Source organism: uncultured Imperialibacter sp. (genome assembly GCF_963974565.1).
GTDB classification, from domain to species: domain Bacteria; phylum Bacteroidota; class Bacteroidia; order Cytophagales; family Cyclobacteriaceae; genus Imperialibacter; species Imperialibacter roseus.
On sequence record NZ_CAXBCJ010000028.1, the window covers coordinates 54,492 to 71,649 of the forward strand.

The following is a 17,158-nucleotide window of genomic DNA, read 5'->3' on the forward strand; positions in this document are numbered from 1 at the left end:
GAACACTAACCTTTGGCCAGGTCATCACTTTCCCCAGTATTCTCTCATCTTTCTCCTCACAAAAGCCACGCTCCTTTCCAGTTGATCCATGCCGTCTACGCCATCTTCAATACTGATCCACCCATCGAAGCCTACTCTTTTCAATTCAGTAAAAATGGCGTCATAGTCGTTCAGCCCTTTGCCAATTTCTCCATGACTTAGTCGCTTGGCATACCCAATGGCTCCTCCTTCTTCATTTCGTAAATCATCAATGGAGCCATACTTCAAATATCGGTCGCTGGCATGCATCGTCACCACCCGGTGAGAGACCCGCTTCAGTAGCTCGATGGGGTCTTCCCCGGCCAGGTAGGTGTTGCTCGGGTCGTAGTTGACGCCAAAGCAAGGATGATCAATGCTTTCAACTAATTGACAAAAAACATCAGCCTTTTGTGCAAATTCGGGATACTCCCAGAAATCGTCTTTATAGTGATTCTCAATGATCAGCGTAATGCCTCTTTCCTGCGCATAGGGCAGGCAGGCTTCAATGCAATCGGCAGCCAGCTTCACACCTTCATCAATGGTTAGCCCGGGCCTTTTTTGTCCGGAAAGAACACGGCAGTAGCTTCCCCCCAGGGCATAGGTCATGTCAATCCAATTCTTTTGTTTCACGATTTCCTTCTCCCGAAAGGCCGTGTCAGGATGGGTGAAGTCGGGCGAGCAGCACATCATCGGAATCACCTTCCCATACCCTTCAACCTGCTTCCGGAACTTAGGCCAGTTTTTCTGGTCATTCATCTCCAGAAAGCCAGCGTACCACTCCAGCCCGTCGATATCAAGTTTGGAAGCCAGTTCAATCCATTCCGAAACCGTCATTGTTCCGTCTTTGCAAAGGGCTTGCATAAAGGCTTTGGGGAAGGCTGCGAGTTGAGGCATAAGCTTATTTTTTCTTCGGCTTAATGGTGGTTGTGTCTTTAGGTGGGTTTCTGCCCATGAAGGGATACTGCTCCAGGTCCACCACCTGTCCGCTGATAGGCCCGCTTTCATCAGCAAGCCAGTAAATGGCGGCAGCGGCAATTTCAGCCGGCGCCAGTATTCTTCCTGCCGGCGCATACACTTCTGGCAGGTCTTTGTACCAGTCGTCGGCCAGGCCGTGCTCACGCTTGCGGATGGTTTCAACTTCTGTGAGCACCCACCCAGGATTGATCTGGTTCACTCTCACTCCATCCTCCCGGTGGAGTGTGTCGCCCAGGTTGCGGGTCATGGTCATTAGCGCTCCTTTGGAAATGCTGTATGCAAGGAGATTTGGTTCGCCACTCCAGGCATTCACCGAGCCAATATTAAGTGCACAGCCTCTGTTCATTCTCAGCTCTGGCAAAGCGGCTTTGATCAAATTAAATGGTGCGATGGTATTGACTTCGATCACTTTGCGAAGAAAGGCAGCGTCGGTCGTGTGAATGTTGGAAGAGACAACACTGGCTGCGTTGTTCACCACGGCGTCGAGTTTGTCAAACGATTTGATGGCAAAATCTACCAGCCGCTGCGGCGCTCCTTCCTTGCTGATGTCTTCTATGTGCAGTCTCGCATGCTCCTTGCCAAGGGCCTTTAGCACAGCTTCGCCCCAGTCCTTCTCCAACCCATGAAGGATGACCGATGCGCCTTCAGCCACACAGCGCAACGCAATGGCTTTGCCTATGCCTGTGGTGCTCCCTGTTACAATTATTACCTTGTCCTGTAGTCTCATGTTTAAACAGGTTTCAAAACACTTTTCACAATTTCGTGGTGGTGCATTTTTTCAAATGCTTCCAGCCAATTGGTGACGGGCCACACACCGCCGATGATAGGTTTTACATTGAGCGAGCCGCTAGCCAGTAAGGCGATAACCCGCTCCCAAACCGGCCAGTTGTGGCTGAAGCTTCCCTGCAGTGTTACATTCTTTTGCACAATAGGATCTAGTGAAAAGCCAAGAGGGGTAGGCCCCCAGCCGACTTTCGTAATTTGGCCCTTAGGCCGTACCAAATCAAGAGCGATTTGAAGAGAGTCGCTGACACCAGCTGCATCCACCACACAATCGGCCCCCATGCCATCGACCTTTTTCGCCCATTCGGCGGCGTCTCCAATAATTGTTTGAAGGCCGTATTTTTTTGCGATCTCCAGCCTCTTTTTATCTGCTTCCAGCCCAATAATGGCTACATCAGCCCCACAAAGTTGAGCCACAGCGGCGCAAAGGATACCAATGGTTCCCGGGCCAATTACGACCACTCTGTCACCTGGTTTGATGCGGCTGTTTTCCACCACGGCGTTGTATGCCACGCAGCAAGGTTCTGTAAGACAAGCCTCTTCGAAGGATAGCTGAGTGGGCACATTGTGGAGGCAACGGGCGGGCACCTTCACATACTTTGTCATAGCGCCATTCACACCATAGCCAAAGCCCTTGCGATTAGGGTCAAGGTTGTAAAAACCTCTTCTTGACATGGGGTTGTTTTGATCTATTACCGCAGCGGTTTCGCTCACTACCCTGTCTCCTTCTTTCCAGCCGGTGACTCTTTTCCCAAGCTGGGCAATGTGCCCGCCAAATTCGTGGCCTAGCACCACCGGGTAGTTAACCGCCCAGCTGTGGTCCGACGTCCATTGGTGGAGGTCGCTGCCACAAACACCCACATTGGCCACTTCGAGCAGCACTTCGTCTTCTCCGATTACCGGCTGTTCAACCTCCCTGATTTCTACCGATCCCTTTACTTCTGAGTAATTGACAACTGCCGCAGATTTCATAATTCCCTTATTTTTATGTTATGGTGTGTGTCTTCACACGCCACCTCTAATTCTTTGGTTGGGGCGGGTGTCTCCACACGCCTCCGGGTACTTATATCGGTATTGTATTTCTTTTGCACTATCGTCTATTGCTTGCCGTTTTGATTTCCACCTCCCCATAACCGTGCACTTTTTCGCAAATCAGCCTCAGTGAGCTTTCTAGATTCCCATCCGCTGTTTTAAAGGCGTCGGCGTCGATCGTTAATGGCGCCCCCAAAACCACCAACGGAGCTCCAAATTCAGGGCACCGAATGGCCTGCTCCAAACTTAATCCACCAACTGCCTGCACTGGAATGTTCACTGCTTCCACTACTTCTCTGAGCTGGTCCAGCGGACTCGGCATCCTTTTTCCTGCCGCCGCTATGCCTCTTCGTTCATCGTAGCCTATGTGATGCACTACGTAATCACATCCGAGCCCTTCAAGCCATTTTGCTCCTTCCACCATATCGGGGCACCCGAGGTTGTCGCCCATCACTTCCACTCCGAAATCTTTCCCAGCCTGCACCACGCATTTAATCGTCTCTGCATGGGCCCTGGCCATTACTACCACATGAGTAGCGCCCGCTTTGGCCATCATCTCAGCTTCCAGATAGCCGCCATCCATGGTTTTGAGGTCAGCTACTATTGGGGTGCCGGGGAAGGCTTCTCTCAGTTTTCTCACTCCATGAAGCCCTTCAGCTAATATGAGCGGCGTGCCGGCCTCCAGCCAATCGACACCTGCCCGCAGTGCCATGGCAGCGGTTTCGAGTGCTTCGTCTATATCGGTAAGGTCAAGGGAGATTTGTACAATGGGTTTCATAGAAGGATGTTCGTTGTAGTTGAGGTTGGAAAGGTTGGCCGATCTCAACAAGGTTGAATGGAACCTGAAGATGGAGATGCTTTTTTTGGTTTGGCAGCTAAAACCACAGCGAATTGGAGAAAAGCTTGGAGGCGAAGCCTTGTTGAGAGCGAAGCAGAATTCATAGGTGTTGTAAATTAGGGTAGGTCATAATTTAGCAACTATTTCCATGAAAGTCCCTGAAATTATGTGGAAAGGTGCCACACGGTTTTGTAGGAAGAAAATAACACTTTTTAAAAGTGGAGAACAAATTTCTGGGCTTTAGCTATATTAGCACGATCAACCGATAATATGAAAGCCTTTCTTTTAAGTCAAAAGCGCATTCTTTCGTCAGTCAGCCTGGCAGTATTGATTGCAGGTACGCTGATTTTCGCTTCTTGTGGCGGAGATGACGAAAACCCTACCTGTACTGGTTGCACGGCCGCAAGCCCATGGTCAAAAGCCGGAGCCGGTACCTGCTACGCTACGCAAACCGATTGCGAAAGAGCGGAAGGAGGTACCTGCGTGATCTGCAACTAGCAGCCGCTATTTGATCGACTGCTGTGCCTTATCTATGATCATGTCTGCCAACTGACTAGCATCCTTTGACGTTGCCTCTACATCAGCAATTTTCTTTTTGCCCTGAAACACTGCACCCACTGCTGATATGTTTTCTCCGTCTTCAGTATACCTTCCCCTGATCACATAAGCTTCGGGGAAAGTTTTTACGTCAACAAACATCACGCCCGCCTGGCTATTCTGCCCTTCAAGCTTCTTCAAACGCTGATCTATCAATTCGCCCAGCTGTAGGTCGTCAATAAACGACGCTTCATTTTGGAAAAGAGAAGCAGCCACGGCTGGCCTGTTGGCCTTCAACGCAATTTGCTTTCGCTGCTCATCATTAAGTTCACCAATGTCAAAGGTGTTGAGGTCGTTAGGCACTCTCACTTCTGGTTTTTGAATGCCACCAATTTCTGAGGCCAGCTCGGGTACTTTTTGCGAAGCAAAATTGAAGAGACTAATAATGTCGATGTATCGGTCTTCTCTTAATGCCGGGCCTTTCATACCGTACAGTAGCGAGTAGGTGAGCAGGCCCTGATCGAAAGCAGAGGCTTCATAGCTCACCGCATCGGCAGCCGACCCGGCGATAATATAAAGCCCCGTCCGATCTTTCAACGTTTCAAGGGCTCTTGCCTCTTCAGAGCTCATGGTGAAGCTGCTGCCCGAGAGGTTCTGTGCCAGCTGACCCGAATGACAGGCATCTATGATAAGCACCTGCCGGATAGTAGGCACTTCCATAATCAACTTGGCGATCTCTTTGCTTGATAGGGAAAAATTAGCTCTTTCTTTATTACCGCCAACTTCCATGCTCGAAGCATCGGCCGTTAAGTAATAAAAGTCAGCGTCTTCTCCCTTATCAGCCACACCATGACCCGAAAGATAAACAACAAGATAGTCGTTTGATGTAGCCACATTTTTGATTTTTGCCAGCTCCGAAACGAGGTTCACTTTTGTAGGCTTGTCGTGGCCTGGCAGGGTAGAAAGCAACTTAATGCTCACATTCTCTTTCCCGAAATGACTCTCAGAACTCAGCTTTATGGCGCCATAGAAGTCTTCAGCATCTTTCGCTGCATACTTCAAGTCCATGTCGTTTCCCTGGTAATCTGAAACGCCCGCCACTATGCCATATACTTTTGATGGTGTGGCACCGCCAACTTTGTTCTCGTCGATCAGGTAAACACTCTTCTCAGGGCTTGAGAGGTAGCCATTCTGGTTGTAGGCCTTTACTGTAATCTTGTTAAGTCCTCCTTTTTTGATGTAGGGATGATTTTCAATGCCGTAGTCGAAGCTTGCAAAACCATCTGTAGTGGTCGATACATCTCTTGACTCATTAATCACCTCCTTGCCATTGATGAAAATCACAATTCGCCCGATGCCACCTCCCTGGTCATTCAGGTTGATCCCCAGCTTACCGTTATTTTGCTCGGGATGTGCCAGCTTTATTTCCGGGTAGAGATCAAAGCCGTCCAGCTTCGGAGATAGCCGGATGGGGTCTTTATGAAAGCCAAGTAGTTTTGGTAAAAGGTAAGGCTCATAAAATTTGTCTTTCATTTGCTCCAGGGCAATGGACTCCTTACCAACCGAGTAATGCATTTGTGAAATAGCTTCTCTTGAAGCATCAAACAGCCCATCGCCAGCCACCACTGCCCAATCAGTTGCACTTAAAGGCGTCAGGGTTGCCAGCTCTTTCTTGTCGCTCAACGACCAGCATTTGATCAGCCCATCAAAGCCGGAGGAAAAAAGCACTTCTCCAGAGCTGCTGAATGCCAGCCCTGAAACAGCCGCAGAATGGCCTTTAAGTTGGAAGGCTTCAGCACCTTTTTCAAGATCCCAGAAAGTGATGCTATAGTCACCCTGACTGCTTCCTTTGCTGATCACATTGGAGAGCGTAACAAGGTGCTTACCGCTAGGATCAAACTTCAACCTTGTAATCGTTTTGCCATCTGGTACGGGTATATTTTTCACCGCTTTACCGCTGCCCATATCGATAAGCTGGAGGCTCGTTCCTTTGTTTTTAACAACGGCTCCAATCCATTTTCCATCGGCGCTTACTTCGAAATATTGAAGCCCATCAACTTTAATAGCATTTTGCTTTTTGAAATTCTCAGTATCATAGAAGGTAATGCCAGCCGAAGCGTCTTGAGCCAGTAGCAGCTTCCCATCAGGCGTTAGGCGTTGATCAAAGCTTTCTTTCAGCTTGATTACTTTGGGTTTCTTGCCGCTTTTAATTGAAAAAATGCCTGTGCCATTGTCTACTTTTTTGATAATGCGCTGGTCATCGGCTGTTACTTCCAGATAGGGGTAGGTGAGTTTCTCACCTGTGGCTCTGCTGTACACCACCGCATCATATTTGGTGTCCCAGGCAGATACAGTTCCATTTTGTTGCACGCCTGCCAGCAGATACTGGTTGGTTCCGAAGGCAAGGCCGATAACTGGTGCAGAGGCAGTTTTCAGTTGCTTAGGAGCACTGGCCCCCGTTAGGTCGAAAAGCACAACACCATCGTTTCTGCCGACAGCTAGCTGCGTGCCGCTTTTATTAATCGCCAGAGAAAGGATTTTGGAGGCAAGGCCGACAAAGGCACCATTGTACTTTCCTGTGGTAAGGTCATAGGCGTGAATGCCTCCTTCATAGTCGGGCAGAAATAGTTCTCTCCCATTCGCAGAAAAGATCGCTGTTTGTAGCCCGATGGCACTGCCTGATTGTTCGAGCAAGGCTGTCGGGATTTGTATTTTGTCAGAGACTTCTTCACCACCTGAGAGCGGATAAAAGTGGACATTCCTGTTGCTACCCCTCCCGGTTAGCACCAGCAAGTCTTTCGATGCATGCATACTGATAATTCGTGGTAGAGGTGACTTGTTTTGCGAAACGATCATGTTGGTTCGACAGCGGAATATCTCGCCGTCTCCAGTCACGTAAATCCAGGAATCTTCTTCCGCACCTGGCACAATGCCAGTTACAGCCTTTGCCGAATTGGTAACAATGGTAGCCGCTTCAGCGCCCGGTTGACGCATAGCCAGGGTGCCATCATCGCAACCGAGGGCAAGCTTGCCTGCAGCGTTCCAGGTGAAGCTGGTGATTTTCTTCTCCTTCAATTCAACACTATAAGTTTCTTGAGGCTTGTTCGCTGTAATCACCGATAGCTTGCCAGTAGTGGTAAGAGCACCCAATAATTTCCCTTCTGCGTCAAATTGAATTTGAGTAACGCTTCCTTCCACATCGGCAATACCTGCGATTTTCCAGTCCGACTGATGACGGATCACAATTTTACCAGACGCATCTGCTGTAGCGAGATATTTCCCATCAGCTGAGGCACTAATTGACGTAATGGTGCTATTGTGCCCTTCCAAAAAAGTGACTACTGTTTTTGTCCGGATATCCCAAACGGTTACTTCTGAGCCTCCATCAATGCTGTACAGATAGGTGTTGGAGGGATCCGTTGCCAAACCAATCACCGGGTTGGTGTGGCCAATTGGCACAATGAGCTTAGGTAGCTGGGCTCCTGCAACAAATGAAGTCAAGAAAAATAGGAAACTTAGGACGAGTCTCATTACAGTATCTTTTAGAAAGTGAAACCTGATAATGCAATTTAGCTAAAAGTATGCCGCAATGTATTGCGCTTTATTTTTAACTTGTAAGGGACAATTAACTTAGGTTCTACAACGAATTCGAGGAAGCCCAAAGGAGTCATAACAATCAGGTAATAATTATTTAAAATGCACCTTTCTTCGTTTTGAAAAGAAGGCATTTACTTTCCCGTTTCATCCCAACCTAACCAAATGAACGAAGCTAAGCTGGTCTATAAAAATCTCGATGAGTTGTTCGAACGAGCTCCGTCATTTCCGATTAATAAGAAGAGTAAATTCGTAATTTTTAGTGACCTACACATGGGGGATGGGAGCTCCAAAGATGACTTTCTTCCAAATTCCAACCTCTTCATTCAATCAGTAAGAGATTACTACATTCCTAAAGGGTTTTCCATGGTTTTGAATGGTGACATTGAAGAGCTCCAAAGGTTTTCTTTGAAAAAAATAGCGAAACAATGGGCGGAAGTGTATGAGCTCTTTGATGAAATAAATAAGAACAATTTGCTCATAAAAACTGTCGGCAACCACGACCTCACGTTGGTAACCGAACCAGAGCAACCGTTCCAGTACGAACTGTACGAGTCGGCCAAACTGATGTACAAGGACAATCCCATCTTTATTTTTCACGGCCACCAGGCTTCCAAAAAATATCAGAAAAGCAACAGGCTTATTGGCTTCACACTGAAATACATAGCCAACCCACTTCGAATCAAAAACTTCTCAGTGGCGCACGACAGCCGAAAGCAATACAAAATCGAAAGGCGGGTCTATAATTATTCAGTCTTTAATAAAATTGCTTCGGTGATCGGTCATACGCACCGCCCGCTGTTTGAATCACTGTCAAAAGCGGAGCGACTTAAGTACAAAATAGAGCAGTTGTGCAGGGAGCTTGTTGGATTGAAGGAGGGAGAGGAGCCTTTGATTTTGAAGAGCATTAAGGCCTACAAAAAGGAGTTGAAAGCTATTTATAGCAAGAAGCTCCCCATTCTGGAAATCGGCAACCTGTATCATTCCATTTTTCACATTCCCGTTCTTTTCAACTCGGGCACGGTAATCGGGAAGCGTGGTATCACCTGCCTTGAGATTGAAAACGGCTCAATATCTCTGATCCATTGGTTCGACCAGAAGACAACCGAAAAATACCTGAGACAAACTGGCTACAATCCTGAACAGCTGGGAGATACGGATTTTTACAGAATGGTCATTAACAAAGAAGACTTGGATTATATCTTCACCCGCATCAAGGTTTTGTCTTGATGGCAAAATGCCAGGAATGAAAAGCGGAAAGTTGTTTTGCTTGCCGCCACTCCCAATCCGTTTATCTCGACAGCAATTTATTGAGGCTAACTTCTTCTTTTACATTCACAGGATATTTCGACGACCAGCCTGCGATGCTTGTTTTAATTTCGCCGGTAAACTGCAAAGGCACTTTTTTGCCCAGCAGATAGGCCAGCCCGTCTTTTTCAACAATTTTCTGGATATCAGCCATAACCAGTATGCCCTGAAATGGGACTACAAATTCCTTTTTTGCACCTGCCTTTACTACTTTAACCTCCCTTAAAGAGGCCACTTTAGTAGACTCAATTTCGATCTGTAGCTGAATTTCTTTGATGCTTACACCAAAAGAGTTCGGGTTATATAACAGTGCTTCCCCTCTAACTTGCGTTTCATTATTGACAACGGGGCCGAAAGTAAGCTTTTGGAACCTGATCAGCTCAGCGGGTTCTGCTTGCTTGCAACTCCAGCCCAAAAAAAGGATTGAACAAAATATTAAATTATTTACCAGGGCTTTTCTCATAGTTCCGTTTCGTGGCTCAAATTAAAAGATTATTTTTCGGCTATCTAATTCATTTTCAAATTCGAAGAAGCTCAGTCGGAATAACACTATTCTTCCTCAACCGTTTATACCTGTTCAAATTCGTCGAAAACTTTATGTCAAACACTTCCACAAGGTCTTACTCAAAAATGATGCGCAATATTTTATGTTTTGGTTTAGCCACCTTTTTGTTTTCATGCACACCTCAGGTTCCATCGTTCGATTGGCAAGGCCACCGGGGTGCAAGAGGGCTTATGCCTGAGAACACTATACCGGCTTTTTTGAAGGCCATGGAATACGATATCAAAACACTCGAGATGGACGTGGTCATAACGGCCGACAACATGGTAGTAGTGTCTCACGATTCATTTCTGTCACCAACTTTTTGCACCGACTCTTTGGGCAACCCTATTGCAGAAGGGTCTGAAATGAAGTGGAATATTTATCAAATGCGAAGCGATGAACTCGCAATGTTCGATTGTGGCAGTAAGCTTCATCCGGGGTTCCCTGATCAGGAAAAAATGAAAGTTAATAAGCCGCTTTTGTCGGAAGTGTTCAAAGTAGTGGATCAATATGCCGATGACAAAGGCCTCAACATCCCTTTCTATAATATCGAATTGAAGTCAGACAAGGAGGGAGACCATATATACCACCCCGAGCCAAGTGTGTTTTGCGAACTTGTGTACGCTGAAATCAATGGCAAGGTGCCTTTCGACAAATTGACCATCCAGTCATTTGATTTTCGGATACTTCGTTATTTTCATGAAACCTATCCTGAAGTGAAACTATCTGTGCTCGTCGGGAATGACCTGTCCGTCGAAGAAAACCTCAGCGAACTGGGCTTCACCCCTGCAGTTTATAGCTGCTATTTCAAAAGATTGACTGCCGACGATGTTCTATTTTTACACGGCAAAGGCCTTGAGGTAATCCCCTGGACGGTAAATGAGGTGTCGGAAATGCAGGAGCTCATCAAAATGGGCGTCGACGGCATTATCACCGACTACCCTAACCTCATCGAACAGGTAGCTTCATAATTATAAGGTATTCACTACCTTTGCCCGCTGTAAAAAATAGCTGTTGATATAAATGAAAAAGACTTACGACGTTTTTGGTATCGGGAATGCCCTGGTGGACATTGTTTTTGATGCTGATAATAGCTTTCTGGAAAAATATAAAGTAGAAAAGGGCTTGATGACGCTGGTGGATGAAGCCCGACAGCATGAACTTATTGAAGCACTTCACCTTGACGAAAACATGATGCAGTGCGGAGGCTCAGCAGCTAATACCATTATCGGCACAAGTCAGTTTGGCGGAAAATGCTACTATGCCTGCAAAGTCGCCAATGATAAATTTGGACACTTTTACCTTGAAGATCTACGAAAAAACGGCGTTGACACCAACCTGACTGACGCTACAGCCCCGGAGGGGATCACTGGAAAGTGCCTGGTAATGGTGACTGACGATGCTGATCGCACGATGAATACTTTCCTTGGTATTACTTCCAACTTTTCTAACGCTGAAATCGACGAAAGAGCCTTAAAGGACTCACAGTACCTCTATATTGAAGGCTACCTGGTGACAAGCGAGACCGGCCTTGAGGCAATGAAACATGCTAAGAAAATAGCCGAAGAAAATGGCGTGAAAGTAGCATTGACGTTTTCTGACCCAAGCATGGTGAAGTACTTCAAGACTCAAATGGAAGAAGTTGTGGGTGCAAGTGTCGATCTGCTCTTTTGCAACGAAGAGGAGGCAATGCTCTTCACTGGAAAGAACAACATTCTCCATGCCAGGGAGGAGTTAAAAAAGGCCGCAAAAAAATTCGCCATCACGCAAGGGAAAAACGGTGCTATGATCTACGATGGAGATACTTTCATCGATATTGAGCCATACAAAGTAAATGCGGTGGACACCGTAGGAGCTGGGGACATGTTCTCAGGTGCTTTTCTTTACGGAATCACGCATGGCCACTCAATTGCCGAAGCGGGAAAAATGGCCAGCCTGGCTTCGTCTAAAGTAGTTTCGCAGTACGGCCCCCGACTGGAGTGGCACCAGGTAAAGGAAATAATGAATCACCTGTTCGAATAGTTTACCCGATCAGCCAACCCTTAAAAAGAGAAGACTCAACGGCCGTTGGGTCTTTTTTCTTTTCAAGAGAGTAGCTTTCATAAAAGGGCCCGCCAGTCGGAATAGAAAGATCAATAGTCCTGCCGTATCTTTTGATTCTAATTGTAGAATCGGCCGCAAAAACAGTTAACATTTTGTCAGTAGCAGTTTCTGAGTTCACATTCACGATCTCATCATCGACTGACAGCATTTCGAACGCTCTGCTTTCAGGATGTACATGAGAAACCACCAACCTGTCTGCGTCGACCCTTACTTTGAAACCCAGCTCCCTTTCGTGAAAAGCGTCAGGAAGCTTCTTTTGCAGAGCCAGCCCAAACTGGTCAGCCATAGTGCCGAGTTCATTTTCAATTGGCTCATTTCCATCCACAAACTTATCGAAGAAGCCTTGAAGTGGATGAGCGGCCAATTTTTCTGCAATGTTTTGAATATCGTTTTTCTCGTAGGGCTTTCCCGATTTATACAAATCTTCCCAAAGAGCCCGCATCACGACGTCCATCGAATGCTTCCCTTTGCTTAAAATCCTGATCGTCAAATCAAGCATAAGCGCAATGATGGCCCCCTTCACATAAATCGACACCTTTCTGTTAGGCACACCAGCCTGGTAGCCGTCCAGCCATAGATCGAACGACGACTCCGCCACCGATTGATTGAACCTGCCAAAGTTTTGAAAGTGACGGCTGAGAAGTTTATTCAGCTCATTCAAATACCATTCTTCGTCGTAAACGCCACTCCTTACCAGCATCAGGTCGCCATAGTAGGTAGTAAAACCCTCTGCTACATAGCCCGTTTCAAAATAATTCTCCTTCGAAAAGTCGTACGGCTGAAGCTCTGCGGGGCGAATCCTGGTAATGTTCCATGCATGAAAAAGCTCGTGCGACGAGATGCCGAGCAGCTTTTCATAAAAGCTCGCAGTATGCTCTCCGGTGCACGGCCCTAGAGTAATAACAGTAGAATTAGCATGCTCCACACCATGATAGGCCTGGTGAGGAAGAAATTGAAGCAAAAAGTGATAGTCTGCGATTGGCAAGTCACCAAAAAGCCGTAACTGAGTGGTTGTAAACTTTCGGAAGTCATCCAACATCTGGGTCGGTTTCGCATCCGTCAATCCATGATGCCAGATATGAAAAGTGATTCCGTCAACTTCATAGATCAGGTGAGTTAACGATGGGCTTGCAATAAACGGACTGTCGGCCAATTCGTAAAAACTTTCTGCCAGCAGCCGGCGGCCTTCTTTTTTCAACCAAGTGGCCACTTCATAGTGGTCCGGTAGCTTCAGAAGCAATTCAACGGGCGCTGTCATTCTATCTGGCAAATACATCAAACAGTTAACAGGGTTTACGTAAAGCTGGTCATCATGAAGCCATGAGTTGCCAGCGTCCATTTTATATGCATAATATTGATAACTTATTTCAACAGACTGCTTGCTCTTTGAGAAAAATGCCCAACCACTTTTGTTTGTTTTTTTGATCTTCAGCACTCCATCCACCGAACCTTTTGCCGAGACACGTAAAATATTCTTGGCAAAATCCCCCAACTCATAGCGCCCGGGTCTCCACGTTGGCAGCCTAACTTCCACGTTTTGGGCCGTATTAGCCTCAAAAGTCATGACAATATTTATAAGGTGGCTGAGCGGGTTGTTGTAACTAACTGTATATCTGATCATTTTTTAATAATTCCCAACTATTCTTTCTCTTCCTTGTTTGCAATTAATTAAAAGCTCTTTAACTTTGCAGCCCGTAATTTTTCTGAAGAACTACAATTGTATGCCTCGGAAAGATACTTTAAGTTAGGCAAAGAAGAATAGATAGATATGAAAAGGACATTTCAGCCCTCAGTAAGAAAGAGAAAGAACAAGCACGGCTTCAGAGAAAGAATGTCGACTGCTAATGGTCGTAGGGTGTTGGCTGCCAGAAGGGCCAAAGGAAGAAAAAGACTGACTGTGTCTGACGAGCGTCGTCACAAGAAATAAATCTTCACTGCTTTTATGAAGGAGCAGGAATATAAAAGTCTACCTGCTACCTTTTCAAAGTCGGAGAGGTTAAAGAGAGACAAGCGTATTAAGGAACTTTTCCAGAAAGGTTCCTCTTTTTTTTTATACCCCCTTCTTATCAAGTACATGGAATCCCCTGTTCCTGAAGGGGTTAATCAGATTCTTTTTTCAGTATCGAAGAAGAACTTTAAGAGAGCAGTAGACAGAAACCTGCTTCGGCGCAGAATGTTCGAAGCTTATCGACTGCACAAGCACACACTCACGTCCCTGCCTGATCAGGAGAATTTCCTCTTAATCGCCTATATTTACGTTGGTAAAGAAAAAGCCACCTATCAACTTATCGAGCGTCAACTAATTGCGGCGTTGAAGCGTTTGAATGATGTGAAAAGTGCAAAAACATAGCAAGTCTATGAAAAAAAGAATTATCAGAGGCAGTTTGTTGATGCTGGTTATTGGAGGAATTTTTAGCCTTTCATTTACTGAGCCAGACGACAAATACTTTCAGATAGCGAAGAGTCTGGATATTTTTGCCACACTTTTTAAAGAGGTGAATACCTACTATGTTGATGAGGTTAGCCCGGATGACATGGTGAAAAGTGGCATCAATGCTATGCTTAGTTCACTTGACCCCTACACAGACTTTATTTCAGAAGACGAGTATGACGACTTTCGTACCATCACCACAGGCCAGTATGGTGGCATAGGGGCCCTGGTCGGGAAGAGGGATGGCTATAGCACCATCATTATGCCTTTTAAGGATTTTCCGGCCTATCGGGCGGGTCTTCAAATAGGCGACAAGGTGACTAAAATAGACGGCAAAGACATTGTCGGAAAGTATTCAGACAATATCAGCGACCTTTTGAAAGGCCCCGTTAACACCCCCATTGTCTTGACCATTGAAAGATACGGCGTAGAAAAGTCCTTTGACGTGCCGCTGGTCAGGGAAAAGATTACCATTAACAACGTCCCATTCTACGGGCTCTTTCAATCCGATATCGGCTACATCCGGCTGTCTGACTTCACCACCGACGCAGGCAAAGAAGTAAGAAACGCATTAACTGATCTCAAAAAACAGGGCGCAAAATATATTGTGTTGGACCTAAGGGGCAATCCCGGTGGTTTGCTCGACGAAGCAATCAATGTATCCAACGCATTTGTTAAAAAAGGATCGGAGATCGTAACCACCAAAGGCAAAGTGAAGGATTGGAACAAAACTTACAAAGCCTATCAGGATGCGGTTGACACCGAAATCCCCTTGGCTGTTCTGGTGAACGGAGGCAGTGCATCGGCGGCGGAAATTGTTGCGGGCGTTATTCAAGACTATGACAGGGGTGTGTTGATAGGCAGAAGAACATTTGGGAAGGGACTCGTGCAGGCAACCAGGCCGCTGGCATACAATTCCCAGTTAAAAATTACAACAGCCAAATACTACATACCAAGCGGTCGATGCATTCAGGCGATCGATTATGCCCACAGAAACCCAGACGGAAGTGTGGCAAAGATTCCTGACTCACTAATGGTGGCCTTTAAAACCTCAAAAGGCAGGGTGGTCTTCGACGGTGGTGGCGTTAATCCCGACATTACAGCGGAAATGATTGAGTATGCGCCGGTCACTCTTGGTCTGGTCAATGGCAATCATGTCTTCGATTATGCAACCAAATATCATTTTGAGCACAAAACGATTCCATCCCCTGCCGCATTTAAACTGTCGGATGAGGAATTCGCTGATTTCAAAAGATGGTTGGCTAAACGAGATTTGAAATACTCAAGCGCCATGGAAAGGTCACTTGATGGGTTCGAGGCCTCTGCAAAAAAGGAGCAGTACCTCACACTGCTGGAAAATGAAATCCAACAACTGAGAAGTCAGTTGAATAAGATGAAGAGCACAGACTTGGAACAATTCAAGGATGAGATAAAAGAGGTGCTTGAAGAAGAGATATTAAGTCGCTACTACTTCGAGGCAGGCATTATCGAATCTTCTTTCAGCTATGACCCCGATATCCTCGAAGCTGTAAAGCTTTTCCGGGCTGACGGCAGGTACACAGAGCTATTAAATCCAACCAACTAAACATGTCCGTTATTTTATGTTTGGAGACAGCCACTACGGTTTGCTCTGTGGCTATTTTTGCCGACAAACAGTTGTTGGGTTACCAGGAGTACAGGATAGACAAGTCACACTCAAACCTGTTGCCTTCTATTATTGATACTACGTTGCATGGATTGTCTCTCAGTAAGGCTGATTTGACGGCAGTCGCTGTTTCTGAAGGCCCCGGCTCATATACCGGCCTTCGGATAGGCACGTCTATCGCTAAAGGCTTGTGCTATGCATTAGAAATACCACTACTTTCGGTAAATACCTTGCATGCCATGGCGGCGGAAGTGAAGAAGTTTAATACGAAGGGCGCTTTTCTATGCCCAATGATAGATGCCAGGCGAATGGAAGTGTATGCCTGTGTGATGAATTCGGAAGGGGGTGTTGAGCAGGAAACTGCGCCACATATAATAGATGAGCATTCATTTTCTGAATACCTTAAGAAACATGAGGTTTGGTTTTTTGGGAATGGCTCCGACAAGTGCAAAGAACTGATAGGTAAAAATGCTAATGCCGTTTTCATATCCGACATGGTGCCCTCAGCAAAGTACATGGGTGAGTTGGCGCAGGAGCAGCTACAGTCTGCATCGTTCAAAGATCTGGCCTACTTCGAGCCGTTTTATTTAAAAGAGTTCAGAGCAACCAAACCAAAATCGGTTAGCTAGTGTTCACTTAGTTCTTCGTATTTCATAAAATGGAACAACCAATTGTCAATAGAGTAGCTAGTAGTTCATTGATTTCCCTCGACTTGGCCGAGTTTATCCCTCAGGGTGAAAGGGCAGTATTCGATCTGAAAGACTACCTTTTTCAGGGAATGATTCTTAGAGAAAAAGATTTTAGGCTGGCCATTAAGCAATTTGATTGGTCTGTCTTTCAGGGAAAGTCGGTCGCTATTTACTGCTCGACTGATGCAATTATCCCCACCTGGGCTTATATGTTAGTGGCCACTAAGGTGAATGGTGTGGCTGCGTTCAGCATGAAGGGCTCTCCTGAGGAGCTTGAAAAGAAATTATTTCTGCGAGAGTTAGATAAAAAGGACTGGTCAACTTTCGATGGGGCTAAAGTAATTATCAAAGGTTGCAGCAATTTGGTTGATCCTGATTTTTCTTTTTTTGAAGCAACGCAAAGGCTAATTCCCTGGGTTTCAAGTCTTATGTACGGAGAGCCTTGTAGTACGGTGCCAGTGTTCAAAAAAATGTCATAAATATTCTGATGGAGACCTTGTATATTTAAATCAAGCCACTACTTTTGCAGTCCCATTTGAGGGAAACGCCCTCAAAAAAGTTTACTGACCTCTTGAAGAAATCTCCCCAAAAATTTATTTGAAATAAATTTTGGAATAAGGGGAAAAGAATGATTACCTTTGCATCCGCTTTCAGAGGGAGA

The 17,158-nt window shown here is 46.0% G+C and carries 16 protein-coding genes; 9 read left to right on the forward strand and 7 right to left on the reverse strand.

What is annotated here, in order from left to right:
* Nucleotides 1–24: 24 nt before the first annotated feature.
* From AAC052_RS25930 to AAC052_RS25945, 4 genes are all read right to left on the reverse strand, one after another.
* Nucleotides 25–912: a sugar phosphate isomerase/epimerase family protein gene (locus AAC052_RS25930; RefSeq protein WP_339816064.1), complete on the reverse strand. Its 888-nt coding sequence runs from the start codon at nucleotides 910–912 to the stop codon at nucleotides 25–27.
* Nucleotides 913–916: 4 nt separating this feature from the next.
* Nucleotides 917–1,720 (reverse strand): SDR family oxidoreductase, encoded by an 804-nt coding sequence (locus AAC052_RS25935; RefSeq protein WP_339816065.1) that lies wholly within the window; start codon nucleotides 1,718–1,720, stop codon nucleotides 917–919.
* A gap of 2 nt (nucleotides 1,721–1,722) precedes the next feature.
* Nucleotides 1,723–2,748 (reverse strand): zinc-binding dehydrogenase, encoded by a 1,026-nt coding sequence (locus tag AAC052_RS25940; RefSeq protein ID WP_317489621.1) that lies wholly within the window; start codon nucleotides 2,746–2,748, stop codon nucleotides 1,723–1,725.
* A 118-nt stretch (nucleotides 2,749–2,866) separates the two neighbouring features.
* Nucleotides 2,867–3,586 (reverse strand): orotidine 5'-phosphate decarboxylase / HUMPS family protein, encoded by a 720-nt coding sequence (locus tag AAC052_RS25945; RefSeq protein WP_339816066.1) that lies wholly within the window; start codon nucleotides 3,584–3,586, stop codon nucleotides 2,867–2,869.
* 330 nt (nucleotides 3,587–3,916) lie between these two features.
* Here AAC052_RS25945 and AAC052_RS25950 point away from each other — a divergent pair, with 330 nt between their 5' ends.
* A complete protein-coding gene (locus AAC052_RS25950) occupies nucleotides 3,917–4,144 on the forward strand; it encodes a hypothetical protein (protein WP_339816067.1) in 228 nt (75 codons plus the stop codon).
* Nucleotides 4,145–4,150: 6 nt separating this feature from the next.
* Here AAC052_RS25950 and AAC052_RS25955 read toward each other — a convergent pair whose 3' ends face one another.
* Entirely contained in the window at nucleotides 4,151–7,714 is a 3,564-nt protein-coding gene (locus AAC052_RS25955) for a caspase family protein (RefSeq protein WP_339816068.1), read from the reverse strand.
* A 228-nt stretch (nucleotides 7,715–7,942) separates the two neighbouring features.
* On the opposite strand from AAC052_RS25955, the gene AAC052_RS25960 reads away from it, so the two are divergent.
* Nucleotides 7,943–9,007, forward strand: a complete 1,065-nt coding sequence (locus AAC052_RS25960; RefSeq protein WP_339816069.1) for a hypothetical protein — start codon at nucleotides 7,943–7,945, stop codon at nucleotides 9,005–9,007.
* Between the two features lie 61 nt (nucleotides 9,008–9,068).
* Here AAC052_RS25960 and AAC052_RS25965 read toward each other — a convergent pair whose 3' ends face one another.
* A complete protein-coding gene (locus tag AAC052_RS25965) occupies nucleotides 9,069–9,548 on the reverse strand; it encodes an LEA type 2 family protein (RefSeq protein WP_339816070.1) in 480 nt (159 codons plus the stop codon).
* A gap of 134 nt (nucleotides 9,549–9,682) precedes the next feature.
* Between AAC052_RS25965 and AAC052_RS25970 the strand changes: the two genes are divergently transcribed.
* Together AAC052_RS25970 and AAC052_RS25975 are read left to right on the forward strand one after the other, a co-directional pair.
* Nucleotides 9,683–10,600: a glycerophosphodiester phosphodiesterase family protein gene (locus tag AAC052_RS25970; RefSeq protein WP_339816071.1), complete on the forward strand. Its 918-nt coding sequence runs from the start codon at nucleotides 9,683–9,685 to the stop codon at nucleotides 10,598–10,600.
* A gap of 52 nt (nucleotides 10,601–10,652) precedes the next feature.
* On the forward strand, nucleotides 10,653–11,651 hold the full coding sequence (locus tag AAC052_RS25975; protein WP_317489627.1) for an adenosine kinase: 999 nt from the start codon (nucleotides 10,653–10,655) through the stop codon (nucleotides 11,649–11,651).
* A gap of 1 nt (nucleotide 11,652) precedes the next feature.
* On the opposite strand, the gene AAC052_RS25980 is transcribed toward AAC052_RS25975, so the two are convergent.
* Nucleotides 11,653–13,353 (reverse strand): M61 family peptidase, encoded by a 1,701-nt coding sequence (locus tag AAC052_RS25980; protein WP_339816072.1) that lies wholly within the window; start codon nucleotides 13,351–13,353, stop codon nucleotides 11,653–11,655.
* 147 nt (nucleotides 13,354–13,500) lie between these two features.
* On the opposite strand from AAC052_RS25980, the gene rpmH reads away from it, so the two are divergent.
* The 5 genes from rpmH to AAC052_RS26005 are packed head-to-tail and all read left to right on the forward strand — an operon-like array spanning nucleotide 13,501 to nucleotide 16,976.
* On the forward strand, nucleotides 13,501–13,659 hold the full coding sequence (gene rpmH / locus AAC052_RS25985) for a 50S ribosomal protein L34 (protein ID WP_151996459.1): 159 nt from the start codon (nucleotides 13,501–13,503) through the stop codon (nucleotides 13,657–13,659).
* A 15-nt stretch (nucleotides 13,660–13,674) separates the two neighbouring features.
* Complete coding sequence (rnpA, locus tag AAC052_RS25990) at nucleotides 13,675–14,082, forward strand: ribonuclease P protein component (RefSeq protein WP_339816073.1); 408 nt, start codon at nucleotides 13,675–13,677, stop codon at nucleotides 14,080–14,082.
* A gap of 7 nt (nucleotides 14,083–14,089) precedes the next feature.
* On the forward strand, nucleotides 14,090–15,748 hold the full coding sequence (locus AAC052_RS25995; RefSeq protein ID WP_339816074.1) for a S41 family peptidase: 1,659 nt from the start codon (nucleotides 14,090–14,092) through the stop codon (nucleotides 15,746–15,748).
* A 2-nt stretch (nucleotides 15,749–15,750) separates the two neighbouring features.
* Nucleotides 15,751–16,437, forward strand: coding sequence for a tRNA (adenosine(37)-N6)-threonylcarbamoyltransferase complex dimerization subunit type 1 TsaB (gene tsaB, locus AAC052_RS26000; RefSeq protein WP_317489631.1), 687 nt, complete (start codon nucleotides 15,751–15,753; stop codon nucleotides 16,435–16,437).
* Between the two features lie 29 nt (nucleotides 16,438–16,466).
* The gene (locus tag AAC052_RS26005; protein WP_317489632.1) at nucleotides 16,467–16,976 is read left to right on the forward strand and encodes a DUF2480 family protein; all 510 of its coding nucleotides are present in this window, start codon (nucleotides 16,467–16,469) and stop codon (nucleotides 16,974–16,976) included.
* Nucleotides 16,977–17,158 lie beyond the last annotated feature (182 nt).